The sequence below is a fragment of the uncultured Rikenella sp. genome (assembly GCF_910577125.1).
In the GTDB taxonomy this organism is placed as follows: Bacteria; Bacteroidota; Bacteroidia; order Bacteroidales; family Rikenellaceae; genus Rikenella.
The window spans coordinates 1-18,330 of record NZ_CAJTMN010000040.1 but is presented as its reverse complement, the minus strand read 5'-3'; the positions used below and the strand labels follow the sequence as shown (position 1 = coordinate 18,330).

Sequence of the window (18,330 nt, the reverse complement as noted above, 5' to 3'; positions counted from 1 at the left end):
CGCCCGCCGAAAACCCAACTCAACAGACTCTCGAAGACTGAGGACTGCGGAGCCTGAGGAGGAGCGTAGCTATCTAAAAGTTCTTTGCGCCGCTTTCTTTCAACCGACGCTGCCAGCGAGCGCAATGCAAACGCAGTTTGCGTATTGCCGAGCGGCGAGGAGGAAGGCGTAAGCCAACAAGCGGCAGTTCCGTCCGGCTCAAAGAAAAAAGTAGCGGGATAAAATCGGGAGGAATAGTGTATCTTTGCGATTGTCATGGTGATGTCCGACAAGCCCTCGTTACAGCTTACGAACGCCGTAATTTTTCAGAAAGACGCCCGCCGGGAAGTGCTGCGGGAGGTGAACTTGTATGCCTACCCCGGCGAACTGATCTACCTCGTGGGGCGGGTCGGGAGCGGCAAAAGCAGCCTGTTGAAAACCCTGTACGGCGAGCTGCCGCTTCGCATCGGGCGCGGACAGATCGCCGGATTTCCGCTGCATGCCCTGACACGGCGGCAGATTCCCTATCTGAGACGACAACTGGGGATCGTTTTTCAGGACGCCACACTGCTGGAAGAGTACACCGTTTACCAGAATCTGGAGTTCGTCCTGCGGGCGACCGACTGGCGAAACGCCGAAGCCATCAACAACCGGATCGACACCGTGCTGGCGCTCGTCTCGATGAGCCACCAGGCACACGCCTATCCGAACCAGCTCTCGGGCGGCGAGCGCCAGCGGGCCGCGATCGCCCGGGCGCTGCTCAACAATCCTCAGATCGTGCTGGCCGACGAACCCACGGCCAACCTCGATCCGGATTCGACCGAGGAGGTGATGGAGCTCTTCCGCAGCATGACGGACGAGGGGCGGACGGTGATCCTTTCGACCCACAACCAAGCCATGCTCCAGCGCTATCCGGGGCGGACGTGGCTGCTGGAAGAGGGTTATGTGACAGAGCTCGACGGAGAGTAAATTCAGAAGCGGTATTTTATCCCGAGTTGCAGCCCGATCCACGAGTGGTTGAGTTCACCATTCTCCCAAAACGGATTGAAGTGGAACTCCGGCTCGACAAACAACCCCTTGCAGAGGGTGATATCCTTACTGACCTTCATCAGGATTCCGATCCGATGCCTGCCGTATTCGATCCAATCGGCATGGGATTTTTCAAACAGAAAATCGCAATTGACCCCCACCCCGACATTCACGATCCGTGAATAATACTTGTAGAGCAACGGAACGGCGAAATACCGTCGGTGGCCTTCCGGATACGGCACACTCATGCCATCCAGCGAGACACCCGCCTCGGAACTGAGCGACCGGTAATAAAAACCGGTCTCGATTCCGCTATGCCGTGTAATCCGTGCCTCGAACGAGAGACCGGGGGTGGGCGAAAACCGGTCATCCGGTTGTGCCGTACCGATCCACGAACCGTGATGGCAATACTGCCATTCCGGCCGAAAATTCACTCCGACAATATACTGCGGTTCGAACGGTTCCTGAGAGCGGAACGAGGAAGGTTGCGCCATCGCCGTCCCGAGAGTCAGCAGACACAAGCCTGCGACAATACCCATACGTTGAAAAAGACGTACCATAATCATACCCATTTATCTGTTATTACTTCTTTATCTGTTATTACTTCGGCTGGATTCCGGTGAGAATCTTCAGGTTTTTATTGAACGTACTCGCATCTACACCTGCCCGGTAAATATATATCGGATCCAAATTCGCAAACCACCCGTTATCCAATCCATTCCATCCGAAATTATGATGAACATAATGCCCCGACGACTTTTTAGTCGGTTGGTCAGCCTCAATCGTATGGATTAATTGATCGTTCAGATAAAACCGGACACACATAGTCACCCAACAATGTTGCAATAAAGCACCGTCCGTTACCCAAGCATGGGTATAATTTTTCCCATTTCCCCCTATAATAGAAACCGGCCGCCCGGCTTTCACTTCATTATAGACCGCAGTGTATCCATAAGATTGGTACGAACCTACCGTATAACCAAATCCACGATAGGCATCCGGAATATCATCCTTGCCCGCACCACTACCCCCGGTTGCATATTTTATATTCAGGTATTGAGGAAGTCCCAAATCGCGCATTAAATATCCCACGCTGGCAATCGCATCGGCATCCCAATTGGATTTATTATCAGCACCGAACCGCTCCCATAAATAAGTATGTCCGGTCGCAGACATATAAGACGGATATTTATGATAAGCCATCACCTGTGCCACAGCCGTAGCCGTACAGCCCACCGGACAATTCGGATGTGTTTTGATGACTTCCGAGTTATAAGGCCAACTCTGTCCCCACTTCGTTTTCATCAACGGCCCGTACTCATACTCATTTTCATAATAAGGATACAGTTCCACTGTTTCCGTCCGATCGAAATGTTCCGGCACGCCGTAATCCGGTGGTGTCGGTCGGTCCGGATCAATCGGGACTTTAGTCTTTCCGAATCCGTTTAAGCCCAATTTGGTCTGCAACACATCATATACCGAATCACGCAATTGTTCTTTCGCCTTGACTGCTACTAAAACATCCGCTTTTAATTGCTCAAGTAAGATATCGAATCCGGGATTCACTCCTTCGCAATAATCGCCTGACTCGATAAAACCCCAGACAGGGTCGATCCGATTATCGCCGCCGACAAGCAGGAATCCCTCGCCCTCGCCCCGGCTCACCACATAAATTGGCGCGACAGACAACTCATCTCCTTTCGTGTCCAATCCCGACATAAGCACCGAATCAGAAATGGACAAAGAACCGCTCTCTATTTTCGTTTCCGGACACATCACCCTCAAATAGCTCTCAGAGAATGCCAACACAGCCTCCTGTGTACGCCGATGATTATCGGTCAGAAGCGGCAATCGCTCAATCTCTGCATCCGACAACCGGATTGTTGTTTTTTGAGGAACCGGAGAAACGATTTCGGCCTGCTTAGTACAAGAAAGGAATAACACCAAGCTAAAAACGAGATAATAGCCCCATCTTTTCATAATGCAAATCATTAAGTAATTTTTTTCGGTTGCAATATACGAAAATTCCGATTAACTACAAATCCTTGATCAGCACCCCATCGCCGCTGCGGAAGACCGCTTCGCGCAGGCGGATGATCTCGGCCCACTCCCGATCGAAATCCTGCTTCAGGTCGACCCGAAAATTCTCCGAGCCGCAACGATCCACCCGGTCGAAAAGATCGGCCACCGTCATCCGATGGATGTCCGAAGCCGGAATATAGGCCGGAACCACCCGGTCGTCTGCGGCCGGAGTCTCGGCCACCAGACCGATCCGGAGCAGCTGTTCCAGCGTGTCGGCCGTCAGCCGCGTCGGAATCCGGTAGTGCCCCGAAATCTCGTCCGCCGTATAGGGCCGTTCGCCCGCGGCAAAACGCCCCACGATCACCCGCATCACAGCCAACAGGATAAAGTCCCGATACCGGCGGCTGATATGCCGGGTCTCCTGCTCGAAATCGAACTTGCTGACATTCTGGTGGGCGAAAGCCAGCTCGGCGCCGAACAGGCAGATAAACCACGACAGCTGCAGCCACAACAGCAACAGCGGCAGCGCCGCAAAGCTTCCGTAGATGGCGTTGTATTTCGAGATCCAGATCTGCCCGCCGATGTAGAGCCCCTGAAAGATCTGGAACGCCACCCCGGTGAAGATTCCGGCGAACAGCGCGCTCCCGAACCGCACCTTCGTGTTGGGAAGATACATATAGAGCAGCACGAAGAGCAGGACAATCACCAGATACGGAATCACCCGCACGACCGGTGCCAACGCCCATCCGAGCATGTGGGCCTGTCCGGCCGCCGTGGCGAGCAGGAGCGAGATGCCCGCATTGCAGATCAGGAAAACCGGAGCCACCACCAGCAGAGCCAGATAGTCGGTGAACTGGCGTACGTACGGCCGGCCGTGCTTGATCTGCCAGATATCGTTGAAGTTGCTCTCGATCTTGCTGAAAAGGCTGAAGACAGTCCAGAGCAGCAGCACGACACCGACACCAACGAAAACACCTCCCTGAGCATACTCGATAGAGCGGTCGATAAACTCGAAAGCCCGCTGCATGATGGCCTCCTGACCGGTAAAGTAGCGTACGAGTTCACTCTGCAACAGATGCTGGAAGCCGAATCCGCGGGCGATGGCGAACAGCACGGCCAGAATCGGCACGATGGAGAGCAGCGTGCTGTAGGTCAACGCTCCGGCCCGGATGTTGAGCTGCGCGGCACTGATGTTCCGAATGGCGAGGATGAAGCTCTTCAGCAGGTTGTAGAGCCCGACGCGCTTCACGGAGCCGTCGATGTTGCTGATGCGCCAGATATCATAGGTGAAGAAACGGATCGTGTCGAGGACGAAACGTTTCACTTTCAAAAACACTTTTTTCATACGTATCGCGGAAAAAGTCTGCCGGATAAAGTTATCAAAAAAGAGTTTTCAAAAACACCTGCAAATTTGTTCATCAAATTATTTTTCGTACATTTCGTAACTTCAATTTTCCCATCATAAAACGCTGGGGTAATTTATCCAGAAGGAGGACATTATTCTTTTCTTTTAACAAAAGGATCAGATAACTATGATGTAACCGCCCGCTCCGTAGAAAAGCACTAATCGAACAGCGAAATTGTAAATCACCTGAATCAAACCAACACAGAGATGAAACGACAGATACAATGGGCATTGACCTTAATCATGGCCGTCAGTTCATACACCTGCCCGGTGTTTGCACAGGATTTCGACGCAAAACTCAAACGGTTCATTACCTTGGATAACGGGAAATACATCCCGGAAATATCCTGCGACGAAGCGATTCGATTAGGGTTTACCGTGCACGACTACCACCGCTTTACAGACTACGTCGACCGAATCAACATCCAAAAGACTCCGGCATTAAACGCGCCCGAGAATCTATTCTTGTGCTCATTCATCGAATTCGACGGAAACAAGGCCGTCCTGACCATCCCGCTGGAAAAAGCATTACGAGCAGGGGCTACGGCAGAGGGATATCTTCAGACACTGGAAAGTCTAAATGCAATCAATGCTGCAAACCTGTCGGACAATGACAAAGAGAAGCTTATAAGGCTGCTTCGGGACACCCGTCAAAAGATGCTCGATTTTGCCCGGCAACACCCCGACAATTGTGCCGTCAAAAAATATTTCACCCCGCCAACCCTTGATGAAACCGACTTTTAAGATTACCTGTTCAAGCGGCCGGGCATCTTTCATTCAGGAAAGATGCCCGGTTCGCTGTTTATTTTCAGCCGATTAAAGGTCGAGTTTCAGCTTTTCATCGCCGCTGGTGCCATAAACCGTAAGGGTCATCGCACCGCCGCGCCGCCGGAGCACCATCACCGTGGCCGCTTCCGGTTTGAAACCGCCGCCGACGACCACAGGATAGTGTCCGTTCCCGGCCTCGCCGCCCGCCGGATGGTAGGCGAACTCATGCGTATGGCCGTTCAGCGCCACCGCAAACGGCGCTTTCTGCAACAGCGGGTTCCACAGCTCCGTACAGGGCCGGTAGGCATCCGTGTTGCCGTAGACCGGAATATGGTGAATCAACACCCGCCGTCCCGCCTTGCGGAACGCTTTCGAGGCGAGTTCCCTCTTCAGGAAAGCGGTCTGATCCTGCCGCAGCCCCGTGAAGTCGTTCAATCCGTAGTAGACCCAGTGGTCGTCCGGCTTATCCTCGCCGCAGTCGAGCATCACGAAACGGGTATCGCCCCAGTTGAAAGCCCCGTATGTCCGCCCGTTCACATAGTCGAGCAGCTCGCGCAGCCCGATCGAATAGGCGTTCCGTATCTCGTGGTTGCCGCGCAGGAAGAAGACCGGAATGCGGTCGGCCTCCACGCCCTCCATATAACGGGACAACGAGGCGACAGCCTGCTGCCGCGAGGCCGGATCGTCGATGCAGTCGCCGTTGAAAACCACGAAATCATACTCCACCCCCTTCTCGTGCACCACCCGCATCAGCGCGTCGAACGTCCCGAGATACTGGTGCAGGTCGTTGAAAATCAAAGCCGTGAAATCCTCGCTGTTCGGAGCGGGCAGCGTAAACGACCGGAACGGGGTGGTCGCCGTGCCGCCGAACCGCTTTTCGTAACCGCCGTAATAGAGCATCTCGCGCGAGCAGACGCGATAGTAGTACCGCTCGCCCGGCACCAGATTTTCGAGCCGAATCCGGTTCACGTCGTTTCCGGCCATCACCTGACCGTCGACCAGCGTGCGGGCCGTCCGCAGATCGGTCGTGTCGGTACCGTACTCCACCCAGCTGTAGGCCGGCGTGCGGGTCAGCCAGGAGACCGTCACCCCGTTTTCCGTCGGATTCTGCAAATAGGGGGCCGTCCACAGGATCGGGCCATAGGTCACTTCGGCGAATACCGGACGGTGATCCGACTGCTCCGGCGCATCGATCACACCGTTGGCCGAAACCCGATAGAAACGGTCGCCGCCGATGTATCCCCAGATGTAGTCGATCGTATCGTGCGGATCATCCGCCGGCCAGCTCCGGCGGCCGGTGTCGTTGAGCGGCAGGAAGCTTTTCCGGAAGGCCTTGAAGGGTTCCGAACCGGGCGTAAAATTGAAATCGCCGGCCAGAAAGACCGCCTTCCCGGCATACGACGCGGCCACGCTGTCGATCAGCCGGACGGAGGCCAGTTGATCGGCCTCGGTCAGCGACAGATGGGTCGCCAGCACGACGTAGTCCGCAAATTCGGCGACGATCAGCGCCCTCGCCTCCTCGCGTCCGGGCAGGGCCAGCCGGCCGACCCGCAGCGGAGCCTCTTTCGAGAGCAGTCCGATGCCGTATGCGCCGCCGTCATAATCGATCGCGCGGGCAAAGGTGCCGTGCATTCCGGTTCGTTCGGCGAACTCCTTCAAGGCATCGGTGCCGCCGCTGCGCCGGGTCATGCTGTCCAGCTCCTGCAGGGCGCAGATGTCGGGCCGCTCGGCACGAATCACGGCCGAGGCCCGTTCGTAGTCGCGCCGTCCGTCCATCCCCACGCCTCCGCGCACGTTATAGCTCATGATGCGCAGGTGGTCGCCGGTGTTCCGCGCCTCTGCGCCTGTCGCCAGGACTCCTCCCAGAAACAGGAGGAAAATCGTTTTTATATACTTCATCATCGTTTGAGTTTAGTCTGTTTCTTTTCACCCCGCCCCGGGCTTCCGCGATGCAGGTTACAATGGGAGGTTAGGCGGTTTGGTGAGCGTCGGCTACAGCGGTTTCAGCTGGTCATCGACGGTCAACGGTGCCAATAGCATAAACTTGAATTTCCACGTGACATGGCTCAATCCCTATTATGCGGATCACCGTGGCTACGGTTTTCAGTTGCGTTGCCTCTCGGAATAAACGGTGCCGGCGGGCACTCCGAAATGCCAGCCTCTACCCTAACAGGCACCCCTACCCTATGACCGACCGCTTCCCCCGGCAACCGCCCGCCGGAGATTTGGCACGATCTATGCAAAGCGAACAACAAAAATAATATTTTCCGGAATCATCCGCTTCCTATTCCAATATCCCAAAACCGATGAAAAAGAACAAACACACCCTCACCGCGGCCAACGGACGCCCCGTGGCCGACAACCAGAATGTCCAGACCGCCGGTCCGTACGGCCCCATGGCGATGCAGGATCCCTGGTTTATCGAAAAGCTGGCTCATTTCGACCGCGAGGTCATCCCCGAACGGCGCATGCACGCCAAAGGCTCCGGCGCTTACGGCACCTTTACCGTCACGAACGACATCACGCGCTATACGCGCGCCTCGATCTTCGCCGAGGTCGGAAAACAGACCCCCTGCTTCGTCCGCTTCTCGCCCGTCGCCACCGAACGCGGCGGAGCCGATGCCGAACGCGACATCCGGGGGTTCGCCATGAAATTCTATACCGACGAGGGAAACTGGGATCTGGTGGGAAACAACACGCCGGTCTTCTTCCTGCGCGACCCGCTGAAGTTCCCCGACCTGAACCACGTCGTCAAGCGCAACCCGAGAACCAACCTCCACGACCCCAATGCCAACTGGGACTTCTGGACGCTCCTGCCCGAAGCGCTCCACCAGGTGACCATCACGATGAGCGACCGCGGCATACCGGCCTCGTATCGCCACATGCACGGATTCGGCAGCCATACGTTCAGCTTCTACGACAAGGAAAACCGGCGCACATGGGTGAAATTCCACCTCGAAACGCAGCAGGGAATCAAAAACCTGACCGACCAAGAGGCCGCCGACCTCATCGCCCGTGACCGCGACTCGCACCAGCGCGACCTCTACGAAGCCATCGAACGGGGCGACTTCCCGAGGTGGACGTTCCGGATTCAGGTGATGACCGAGGAGCAGGCCCGGAATTACCACATCCACCCGTTCGACCTGACCAAAGTGTGGCCGCACGGCGATTTTCCGCTGATCGACGTCGGGGTGCTGGAGCTGAACCGCAATCCGGACAACTACTTCGCCGAGGTGGAACAGGCGGCTTTCAACCCGCAGAACGTCGTCGAGGGGATCGGCTTCTCGCCCGACAAGATGCTCCAGGGACGGCTCTTCTCCTACGGCGACGCGCAGCGCTACCGGCTGGGAGTCAACGCGGAACAGATTCCGGTGAACCGGCCGCGCTGTCCGTTCCACGCCTACCACCGCGACGGAGCGATGCGGGTGGACGGCAACTACGGTTCGACGATCGGCTACGAGCCCAACAGCTACGGCGAGTGGCGCGATACGCCGGCCCAAAAAGAGCCGCCGCTCTCGTGGACAGGCGACATCTACAACTACGACGAGCGGGAGTACGACGACGATTACTACACCCAGCCGGGCAACCTGTTCCGGCTGATGACGCCGGCGCAGCAGCAGGTGCTGTGCGAAAATACGGCCCGCAACATGGGGGCCGAGACCGAGCTGTTCATCAAACAGCGGCACGTGCGGAACTGCTACAAGGCCGATCCGGCTTACGGACAGGGGGTTGCCGATGCGCTGGGAATTGACCTGAAGGAGGCGTTGGCGGGAGATCGCTGACGAGCGGGAGCGACTTAGACAGGCCGCGGAACTTTCGCGTTCCGCGGCATTTTCTTATCTTTACCGAATATAAATTGATTGTATCGCGATGGATTTTTTACAGGATTATCGACTGCTGGGACTGGTGATCGGCATCTGTACCTTTCTGATTATCGGGCTGTTCCACCCGGTGGTGATCCGGGCGGAGTACTATTGGGGGACACGGTGCTGGTGGATTTTTCTGGTGCTCGGCATCGGAGGAACGGCGGGATCGCTGCTCACGGACAATGTCCTCGTCTCGACGCTGCTGGGGGTATTCGCCTTTTCGTCGTTCTGGACGATCAAGGAGGTCTTCGAACAGGAGGAACGGGTCGTCAAGGGATGGTTCCCGATGAATCCGCGGCGGGCGGAGCACTATAAACAGATTCGTGAACGCAAATCAAAACAGGTATGATCGAACGGACGACACTGGAATTTTTGGACGACCTGCGACGGAACAACTACAAGGAGTGGTTCCACGCGAACCGGGAGCGCTATGAGGCGGCGCGGGAGAATGTGCTGGAGAACGCGGAACGGATGGTCGAGGGAATCAACCGTTTCGACCCATCGTTAGGGTATCCGGATGTCCGGAAGCTGATCTACCGGATCAACCGCAACCTGCGCTTTTCGGCGGACAAGCGGCCGTACAAGACGCATTTCGGGGTGGTGCTCAATGCGGACGGGGATCGGCACAGTCCGCTGTCGGGCTACTACATGCACGTCGAACCGGGCGGCATGTCGGTGGTGTCGTGCGGGCTGTACATGCCGGAGGAGAAATCGGGTTCGCTGAAGGCGATCCGAGAGGCGATCGACTCAAACTGGGAGGAGTTCAGCGGGATTATCCATGCGCCGGAGTTCCGGAAGCACATCGGCGATCTGTGTCGGGAGGACAAGGTGCTGAAGCGTGTCCCGCGGGGCTTTCGGGCGGATTCACCGGCGGCAGAATACCTGAAGCTGAACCATTTCTACGTCTGGGTGCACCTGCCGGACGAGTTGGTGACGAGTCCGGAATACCTCCCGGAGGCGTTGCGGTTGTTCCGGCTGATGAAGCCGCTAAACGACTTCCTGAACCGCATCGTCCGACCGTAAACAGCAGCCCACGGAGACCAAGCAAAAAAACTTGCGACCGAGATTTCACCTGATTTCTTGTGCAAAAACGAGATTCTTCGTATTCCGTAAAATACGACTGAATGCGGGTAAAAAACAAGAAAACACCGGCAAGATGTCGGTCGGCAAATGCGACGGTGTGGTTCTTTTGGTGTAGCTTTGCCGGACGCTAATCCCCGTTATCCTATGCAAAAGTGTTCCGAAATCAAGGCGATGTCTTATGCCGAACGCCTCAATACGATTCTCTCTTTACGGCTGTTGCGCAATACGACCGAAGAGTTGTCGGCCCATACGGGCATCCAGCTGCGGAACAACAACTTCAACAAGAAAGCGCCATTCATCACACGATGCATCTATAGCGAGTTCTGTTGGGAGGCGAAGGAACGCACCGGCCTGGATCTCGGAGAGTTATTGGCACATTATGCCGCAACATCGCGTTATTTCGAACGGATCACGAAAACGCGGAAAGCCCAGCCGGAATTTTACCGTCAGGTGTTACGCTGTCAGCTCGATCCCCGTTTCGCCGGATCGGATGCAGCCAAACCATACCGGACGGAGAGCAACGAAGCGGCGCAGTTCGACCCGGCGATTCTGACCCTGCTCGTGCTGCGAATCCTGCCGACCTTCAAAACGCGCATGGGCGATATCCAGCCGGATGCGTTGGCCGAACAGCTCCGACAGGTGAGGGATTTTTTCGCGGAACTGTATCGGGACAGCCGCATGATGCGTTTCGCGCCGTATCTGACCGAAGAGTATCGGAACCGGGCACGGCGGTTGCGCGGAGGAGAGCTGTTCTCCCGGATAGATTTGATCGATTTTGCGGTGGAGATCATTGCGAATCTGAGGAATAATTACGACCCCGAGCAGCTTTTGCAGGCCAATACCTATTTGAACGCCTGTAAGGTTCATCCGGAGCTGGAGGGAGAATGGTGGATCGAACGGGACTATCGCAGCGAATGTCCCGTTTACTGGCGGTTCGAGCCTCTGGGGGCCGATTACATCGCGATCCGCCAGCAGTTCGACGGTAAGACCCGGCGAATGACCGAAACCCGTTACGAACTATTTCTTTATCAGGAAGATGCGGACATCACATTTGTACTGATGCGGCAGTCGGCCATGGAGTCATTATGTACCGGAGGTTTGATACCCGAGGAGGCCTATATGCAGGGAATCTGTCGGATCGACGACCCGGATCGGCCCACGGAACTCGAATGGGAGTTCCGGACGAACCGTTACGATGATTTCCCGACGGTGCTGACACGGGCGTCCGGCGAAGCGGAGAAGTGGAGCGGCGAGATGGCGGACGGAACGTGGATCGTACACTGCGAAACGGGACACTACGACTACATGGCGACCGAAAGGGTCATCACGCTGCAAAACATCTATGTGGAATGTGACAGCGAACCGCTCGCCGAAGGCGGACGCAGGGTCACGGCCTGGTATCGGATTCCGCGCCAGGGATTGCTGACACAGGTCGGCGTTGATTCGCCGATCGTCCGTGTGCGGCATAACGATACGATCTACATCGGTTTTATTCCGCAGAACTGTTTTTTGGATGTGACGGACGAGACGAGACGTCACACGGAGGGGATCGACATCCGGGAACAGATCGTCGTACACGCCGAAGAACAGCCAACCGAGGCGGAATAAGAAGAACGAGCTATTCCGGTTGGGAGCGCAACGGTCTATTCCGAATGTCGGAAAGACCGTTTTTTTTTACAAATTTCGCCGCCTCCGACGCGTTCGTTTTACGAGGAGAACGACCGCGGTATCTTCTCTGCGTTTTCTTGTTTTTTGCCTGCATTCAGTCGTATTTTACGGAATGTAAGAAATTCCGCCTTCCGCGGCCGAACTCACCGGCTTCGGAGAGCCTGAACAGTCGGGCCGTTCCCTATCTTTGCTCCCGATGGAACCCCACTGATTAAAGATCACAAGCGGCTCCGCACCCAGTACGATTGTGCGAATTTTCCGTATCTTTGCCAAGTAGACCCCTCGGGGTCTGCAACGATACTGGATACGTGAATCTTAGGATTCCCCGGACAACAAAACCGCCAATTTTGTAAGGTCAGCCTCACGGAGGTCGACCCCACTCTCGAGGGAAGAATAAGCACGGTCTGCACACATCTGTATGGGTGCGGGCTGCTTGTTTTTCTATGTCGAGAGAGGGCGCTTGGCGGTGCCTGTTGTCCGAACGGAAAGACAGCAGCACCGCACTTTTTTTTGTTTAATTCTCAAAATATCATGACAAGCACCCAATGTTGTCCTCAATGTGGGCATTCCATCCAAGATGGAGCTAAATTCTGTTCTGAATGCGGTTATACCATAGAGCAATCCACCTCTGTTGCGATTACCAGCCAGGACAAACAGCAGATAGCCATTCCTCAGCGGGAAATAAAGACTATCCAGGATATGGAAAGCTTTATTGAAGGATTATCAGAACGTGCGAATGAATCTGCCGAGGCTGCATTAAAGGCTCAATTAGCAGTCATTCGATACGTTCAGTCACCCGCTTTGTATGACAGTTCTTTCGACATGTTTTTCAAGAACATCAAGAATGCCTTGAAATATGCCGATTCGCCGCGGATGGAAGAGATGATTCGGGAGCGGGCTACTATTATGATCCAAAATTACGTATTCTTCATGAATGCCAAGCTTCAATTCGAGATAGCGGTCAACCAGGAGGAACAGCGCGAATTGATGGAAGAAGCCTGTACAATGTTGGCTGAAAGTGTTGCAGAAGTGGCAAGGATGGCAATGGAAGGTGAAGATGGCGGTGATGGTGGGAACATAGAAATAATGGCACTGAAAGCAGCCGCTAAAATGGTAACAGCAAAAGATAGTAAAGGGAACAGTTTTTTGACGAAGCTTTGGCGGTTATGTACTCAAGACTCCCGAACGAAGCAGAAAGAAGGCGAATTTCTTCAGACTATTGATAAACTGACAGCAAAATTATACAAACAACGGGACGTGATCGGACACTCCGACCTAATTGCCGGCCTAATTGAGCGGTATGCAGCTGACATGACTGATTATTTTTATGGTGGAAAAAATCCGAGGCAAACTTTCCGGAATGAATCGCGGAAAAATTGCAGGAATCTGGGACAAAGTTCAAGCGCTTTGGAAATTCGTACAAGATCCCGATGCTCCGTGGGGTGGTAAAGCGATTGCAATCGCTGCTTTGATTTATCTGATCAGCCCGATAGATGCTGTTCCTGACTTTATTCCGGGATTGGGACTTGCCGATGATGCCGGAATCATTTTGTTAGCTATAAGCAAACTAGGTAGCGATCTAAAAAAATACCTAAACCGGTAATTCCTAATTAACCCTTAAAAAACAACAAATTATGGCACTTTTCAGAGTAACCGTCAAACGCAGCGCCAACGTCGGCGGAATCCGTCTGGAAAAAGGAATGAGCGTCGAGATCCCCACAACGGGATACAACCCGCTGACCTCCAATGGAGGAAATGATGTCGCAATGGCATTCATGCGGATCTATGGGATCGATTTGAAACGCGCAGGGGCATGCCATGTGGGGTATCTCGACGTGGTAAAAATCGGGTAACCCGCCCTCCTCTCCGGGAGACAAATTATCACTCTTCACCGTTTCGAGTTTCTCGCTCTCTTACGAATCGACTTTGAACGCTGTCTGCCGGATCCGGCAGACGTCGCCTCACAAGAGGCGACCCACCAATGTACCGACCTGATCGGCTTGGTCCGAACGCGGTCAGAGCTCCTCGTGCACTGGGTATAGTCGACCCCGACTATATGCGGTGCGACGACATTCCTTGACCGCGTCGGACGAAGCCTCTGTTCACGCGACACTCAGGAAAGTCCGATCCGTAAGATCGAGAGCTCGAAACTTTTTTTAGCACCATGAACCATTCGGACTTCGAATTTATCCGGAACCTCAAAATCAGCACTCCGGAAGATCTGTCGTATGCCATCCATATCTGTGGCAATCGGCTCGATTTGTGGGCGTTGACCGATCCGCCGCGCCTCGGCCGTTTCGCAACGAAACGGGCCCGCAGCCAGGCTTACCGGGAATTTCAGATCCCAAAACGTTCCGGAGGATTCCGCACCATCTGTGCCCCCGTCCGGGCATTGAAAGATATCCAGAAAGCACTCAATGTCCTTCTGCAACAGCTTGTGCCTCCGTCGGACTGTGCGACCGGATTCGTCCCGGGGCGGAGCATTCGGGAGAATGCCGAACGCCATCTGCACCAGACCTGTGTGTTCAATACCGATCTGGAGAACTTTTTCCCGAGCATTTCGAGACAGATGGTCAGACAAGCATTGCACCGGGCTATTCCGGCCGACCGGTTGTCTCCCGACGTTCAGAACCTGATCTGCAAGCTTTGTACGATTCCCGGGCCGGACGGAGAGGAAGTGCTGCCCCAGGGAGCTCCGACTTCGCCCACCCTCTCCAACTTCGTTCTCCGAACGCTGGACGAACGACTCGCAGCGTATGCCGACCGGCATGGCTGCATCTACACCCGTTATGCCGACGACATCACGCTGAGCCACCATCACCCCGGAGCCGCGTGGCACGATTCTCAGACACAACAGGTGGTTCGCCTGATCGAGCGCAGCGGATTCCGCGTCAACCCCCGCAAGACACGTGTCCAACGACGCGGCGAACGGCAGGAGGTTACCGGGTTGACTGTCGGAACGAAGGTCAATGTCCCGCGGTCTTACATCGGCCACCTCAGAACGCTGCTCCACCTGTGGAAGCACTACGGCTATCGGGAGGCACAAACGATTTTCGACCGGGATTTCTGCGGCGGCGTCCACAAAGACCTGCGATCCGTCGTCAGCGGCAAGATCAACTACCTCGCCATGGTCAAAGGAGCCGACGATTCCACTGTGCTCAACTATCGGCAACAGCTCTCCCGATTGATTGACCGGGAGCGTCTGACGGCCGAATTTATTAACCGGACGATCTCTTCGGGCAGATCGCCCAAAACCACTGAATGATGGACCAACAACTCGAAATTTTGTTCCAACGCGTCGCAAAAGGCGATGCGTCGGCACTGGCAGAAACAACAAAACTTGCCGAAAACGGCGACACCGACGCACAATTCACTCTTGGAGTCTGTTATGCACAAGGCGAAGGCGTTGAACAGGACTACACCGAAGCTGCCAAGTGGTTCCAAGCAGCGGCAGAGCAGGGAGACTCCGTTGCACAATTCAATCTCGGAATCTGCTATGATGAAGGCCAAGGAGTCGAACAAGACGACACCGAAGCCGCTAAATGGTATCGGCTGGCAGCGGAACAAGGATATACCGAGGCGCAATTCAATCTCGCAGTCTGCTATGATAAAGGCCAAGGCGTTGAACAGGACTACACCGAAGCCGTGAAATGGTATCGGCTAGCAGCGGAGCAAGGAGATGCCAAAGCACAACTGAGCCTCGGGTTCTGCTATCATAGCGGCGAAGGCGTCGAACAGGACGACACCGAAGCGGTGAAGTGGTACCGCCTTGCAGCGGAACAGGGACTTGCCGAGGCGCAATACAATCTTGGAATCTGCTATTGCCACGGCCAAGGGGTCGAACAAAATTATGTCGAAGCTGCGAAGTGGTGGCGTCTGGCAGCCGAGCAGGGACTTGCCGAGGCGCAATACAATCTCGGGATCGCCTATGCCAATGGTATAGGTGTTGAACAAAATTATGTCGAAGCTGTGAAGTGGTGTCAGCTGGCCGCGGAACAAAAATATGCCAAGGCTCAATATAATCTTGGGTACTGCTATTACCACGGTCAAGGAGTCGAACAAGACTACACCGAAGCAGTGAAGTGGTATCGACTGGCGGCAGAACAAGGATTAATCAACGCACAATTCAACCTCGGAATCTGCTATGATGAAGGCCAAGGTGTCAAACAGGACTATACCGAAGCCATAAAGTGGTATCGACTGGCGGCAGAGCAGGGAGACGCCGAAGCACAAAGCAGGCTGGAGGAGTTGAACAAGTCTCCACACCACCTCTCCTGACAGGGACGATCGATTTTACCAACGACAAAACAGAATACAACGATGGAAAAAACAGCCATTCAAGACCTCCTTTCCCTTGCCGAACAAGGTAACGTCGAAGCACAAAACGACCTCGGCCTCTGTTATGTGAACGGCGAAGGCGTCGACAAAAATTACAAAGAAGCCGTCAAGTGGTTACGAGCAGCCGCAGAACAGGGACACGTTGCGGCACAATTCAACCTCGGGGAGTGCCATTACTACCGTAAAAGCGTACGAGATTACACGGAGGCCGCACGTTGGTATCGCGCCGCGGCTGAGCAGGGACACGCCGAAGCACAATTCAACCTCGGACGCTGCTATGGCCGCGGCAAAGGCGTTGAACGAGATGACACCGAAATCATGCGTTGGTATCGTGCCGCTGCTGAACAAGGCCATACCGAAGCACAAATCAATCTTGGGAATTACTATGATCACACAGGGAATCGTGCCGAGGCCATGAAATGGTACCGATTGGCGGCAGAGCAAGGAGACGTCCGGATGCAACGCATCTTGGGGGATGCCTATTCTCACGGCCTTAATCGTAGTCACGACTATTACGTGTCAGTAGTCAAACAAGATTATACCGAAGCTGTGAAATGGTATCGGTTGGCAGCGGAACAAGGAGACACCTCTGCACAATACGAACTCGGGTGGTGCTACGAAAACGGCCGAGGGGTCAAGAATTACAAAAAAGCCGTGAAGTGGTACCGACTTGCCGCAGAACAGGGAGAAATCCGGGCACAAGTTGATCTCGGGAACTGCTACGAAAACGGCCGAGGGGTCAAACAGAATTACAAAAAGGCCGTGATGTGGTATCAACGGGCAGCGGAACAAGAATATAACCCGGCAAGATGCAAACTCGGGGACTTCTATTATAACATAGAACAGAATTACGAAAAGGCCATGATGTGGTATCAACGGGCAGGTAGATATCACGGTGCGGAAAGCGGGCTCGGGAAAATCTATTACAACGAATACAATTACGAAAAAGCCTTTAGTCACTTCCGAAGTGCGGCAGAGTGGAGCGATAATGCAGATGCACGATATGGCCTCGGATTATGTTACATGAACGGACAAGGAGTCGAACAAGATTACACGCAAGCTGTTAAGTGGTTCCAAGCAGCGGCAAAGCAGGGGCATGCCAAGGCGCAATTCAACCTCGGAAATGCCTATTACAAAGGCGAAGGCATCGAACAGAATTATACCGAGGCCGTACGTTGGTATCGTGCCGCGGCAGAGCAGGAAGACACCGAGGCACAATATAATCTTGGAGGCTGCTATTACCACGGCCAAGGAGTCGAACAAGACTACACCGAAGCCGCGGAGTGGTGGCGATTAGCAGCCGAACAAGGACTTGCCATAGCGCAATTCAGCCTCGGGGTATGCTATGAAAACGGTTTAGGAGTAGAAAAAGACCCCTCGGAAGCTGTCAAATGGTATCGACTGGCGGCAGAGCAAGGAGATGCCAAAGCACAATACAACCTCGGAATTTGCTATGAAAACGGTCTCGGGGTGGAAAAAGACTCCGCAGAGGCGGCTCGATGGATACGCCTCTCAGAGGAACGAACGCGAATCAACTAAACCGGAACCGGTTACCGAATCATGATCCGCTATATCCAGAACGAAGCGCACTACACCGAAGTCGTCGAACGCATCCGACAGGTCGAACGGTATCTGTGGATCGGTACGGCCGACATCAAAGACCTGTACATGAAAGCGGGCAGCGGCGCCGTTCCGTTGTTGAAGGTGCTGAACGATCTGATTCTCCGGGGAGTCGAGATCCGACTGATCCACGCCAGGGAACCCGGCCCAAACTTCGCCGCCGATTTCGACAAGTATCCGCTGCTGTGGAGCCGGCTGGAGAGACGTTTATGTCCGCGCGTGCACTTCAAGATACTGGTTTTCGACGGTGCTCTGGCCTACATCGGCTCGGCCAACCTGACCGGCGCAGGCCTCGGCATGAAAGGAAACGCTACGCGCAATTTCGAAGCCGGCATACTGACCGACGAGCCGGCCCTGATCGACTCGGCCTCAGACCAATGCGAGGCCGTATGGCAAGGCGTATATTGCCGGAGCTGCGGACGGAAAGCGTTCTGCCACGATCGGATTAAATAACAAAACACGACAGGCTGCGCCAGTTTTCGAACGCCGAGCAGCTTCCGTTTATTCCGAGAGGCAACGCAACTGACGACCGTTGGCTCGGTAGTATGCGTC

At 54.7% G+C, this 18,330-nt stretch carries 19 protein-coding genes; 14 read left to right on the top strand and 5 right to left on the bottom strand.

What is annotated here, in order from left to right:
* The coding region (locus QZ292_RS05815; protein WP_294599124.1) for a hypothetical protein at positions 1-257 on the bottom strand (257 nt) is incomplete at its 3' end.
* Between QZ292_RS05815 and QZ292_RS05810 the strand changes: the two genes are divergently transcribed.
* Positions 256-948: an ATP-binding cassette domain-containing protein gene (locus QZ292_RS05810; protein WP_294599122.1), complete on the top strand. Its 693-nt coding sequence runs from the start codon at positions 256-258 to the stop codon at positions 946-948. The two genes, QZ292_RS05815 and QZ292_RS05810, sit on opposite strands and share 2 nt — an antisense overlap.
* Positions 949-950: 2 nt before the next feature.
* On the opposite strand, the gene QZ292_RS05805 is transcribed toward QZ292_RS05810, so the two are convergent.
* From QZ292_RS05805 to QZ292_RS05795, 3 genes are read right to left on the bottom strand one after another with little or no spacing between them, the layout of a single operon-like run.
* The gene (locus QZ292_RS05805; RefSeq protein ID WP_294599118.1) at positions 951-1,568 is read right to left on the bottom strand and encodes a hypothetical protein; all 618 of its coding nucleotides are present in this window, start codon (positions 1,566-1,568) and stop codon (positions 951-953) included.
* 40 nt (positions 1,569-1,608) lie between these two features.
* Complete coding sequence (locus QZ292_RS05800) at positions 1,609-3,000, bottom strand: C10 family peptidase (RefSeq protein ID WP_294599115.1); 1,392 nt, start codon at positions 2,998-3,000, stop codon at positions 1,609-1,611.
* Between the two features lie 43 nt (positions 3,001-3,043).
* Positions 3,044-4,375, bottom strand: coding sequence for a YihY/virulence factor BrkB family protein (locus tag QZ292_RS05795; protein ID WP_294599113.1), 1,332 nt, complete (start codon positions 4,373-4,375; stop codon positions 3,044-3,046).
* A gap of 267 nt (positions 4,376-4,642) precedes the next feature.
* On the opposite strand from QZ292_RS05795, the gene QZ292_RS05790 reads away from it, so the two are divergent.
* The gene (locus QZ292_RS05790) at positions 4,643-5,179 is read left to right on the top strand and encodes a hypothetical protein (RefSeq protein WP_294599111.1); all 537 of its coding nucleotides are present in this window, start codon (positions 4,643-4,645) and stop codon (positions 5,177-5,179) included.
* 72 nt (positions 5,180-5,251) lie between these two features.
* On the opposite strand, the gene QZ292_RS05785 is transcribed toward QZ292_RS05790, so the two are convergent.
* Complete coding sequence (locus tag QZ292_RS05785; RefSeq protein ID WP_294599108.1) at positions 5,252-7,105, bottom strand: endonuclease/exonuclease/phosphatase family protein; 1,854 nt, start codon at positions 7,103-7,105, stop codon at positions 5,252-5,254.
* 79 nt (positions 7,106-7,184) lie between these two features.
* On the opposite strand from QZ292_RS05785, the gene QZ292_RS05780 reads away from it, so the two are divergent.
* The 12 genes from QZ292_RS05780 (at position 7,185) to QZ292_RS05725 (ending at position 18,231) form a co-directional block, all read left to right on the top strand.
* A complete protein-coding gene (locus tag QZ292_RS05780) occupies positions 7,185-7,331 on the top strand; it encodes a hypothetical protein (RefSeq protein ID WP_294599105.1) in 147 nt (48 codons plus the stop codon).
* Positions 7,332-7,509: 178 nt separating this feature from the next.
* Positions 7,510-8,985: a catalase gene (locus QZ292_RS05775; RefSeq protein WP_294599103.1), complete on the top strand. Its 1,476-nt coding sequence runs from the start codon at positions 7,510-7,512 to the stop codon at positions 8,983-8,985.
* Between the two features lie 88 nt (positions 8,986-9,073).
* The gene (locus QZ292_RS05770) at positions 9,074-9,418 is read left to right on the top strand and encodes a DUF4491 family protein (protein WP_294599099.1); all 345 of its coding nucleotides are present in this window, start codon (positions 9,074-9,076) and stop codon (positions 9,416-9,418) included.
* Complete coding sequence (locus QZ292_RS05765; RefSeq protein ID WP_294599096.1) at positions 9,415-10,092, top strand: DUF2461 domain-containing protein; 678 nt, start codon at positions 9,415-9,417, stop codon at positions 10,090-10,092. Before QZ292_RS05770 ends, QZ292_RS05765 begins: the two co-directional genes overlap by 4 nt.
* A 204-nt stretch (positions 10,093-10,296) precedes the next feature.
* The gene (locus QZ292_RS05760; protein WP_294599093.1) at positions 10,297-11,760 is read left to right on the top strand and encodes a hypothetical protein; all 1,464 of its coding nucleotides are present in this window, start codon (positions 10,297-10,299) and stop codon (positions 11,758-11,760) included.
* 591 nt (positions 11,761-12,351) lie between these two features.
* Positions 12,352-13,269 carry a zinc-ribbon domain-containing protein gene (locus QZ292_RS05755; protein WP_294599089.1) on the top strand — a complete coding sequence of 306 codons (918 nt, stop codon included), beginning with the start codon at positions 12,352-12,354 and terminating at the stop codon, positions 13,267-13,269.
* Positions 13,181-13,423 (top strand): DUF1232 domain-containing protein, encoded by a 243-nt coding sequence (locus tag QZ292_RS05750; RefSeq protein WP_294599086.1) that lies wholly within the window; start codon positions 13,181-13,183, stop codon positions 13,421-13,423. Before QZ292_RS05755 ends, QZ292_RS05750 begins: the two co-directional genes overlap by 89 nt.
* 31 nt (positions 13,424-13,454) lie before the next feature.
* On the top strand, positions 13,455-13,673 hold the full coding sequence (locus QZ292_RS05745; protein ID WP_294599082.1) for a DUF6140 family protein: 219 nt from the start codon (positions 13,455-13,457) through the stop codon (positions 13,671-13,673).
* Positions 13,674-13,984: 311 nt separating this feature from the next.
* Positions 13,985-15,085: a reverse transcriptase family protein gene (locus QZ292_RS05740; RefSeq protein WP_294599080.1), complete on the top strand. Its 1,101-nt coding sequence runs from the start codon at positions 13,985-13,987 to the stop codon at positions 15,083-15,085.
* On the top strand, positions 15,082-16,098 hold the full coding sequence (locus QZ292_RS05735; RefSeq protein WP_294599077.1) for a tetratricopeptide repeat protein: 1,017 nt from the start codon (positions 15,082-15,084) through the stop codon (positions 16,096-16,098). The genes QZ292_RS05740 and QZ292_RS05735 overlap by 4 nt, the downstream gene beginning before the upstream one ends.
* A gap of 42 nt (positions 16,099-16,140) precedes the next feature.
* Positions 16,141-17,697 carry a tetratricopeptide repeat protein gene (locus QZ292_RS05730; RefSeq protein ID WP_294599074.1) on the top strand — a complete coding sequence of 519 codons (1,557 nt, stop codon included), beginning with the start codon at positions 16,141-16,143 and terminating at the stop codon, positions 17,695-17,697.
* A gap of 21 nt (positions 17,698-17,718) precedes the next feature.
* Positions 17,719-18,231, top strand: coding sequence for a phospholipase D-like domain-containing protein (locus tag QZ292_RS05725; RefSeq protein ID WP_294599072.1), 513 nt, complete (start codon positions 17,719-17,721; stop codon positions 18,229-18,231).
* The last annotated feature ends 99 nt before the right edge of the window (positions 18,232-18,330 follow it).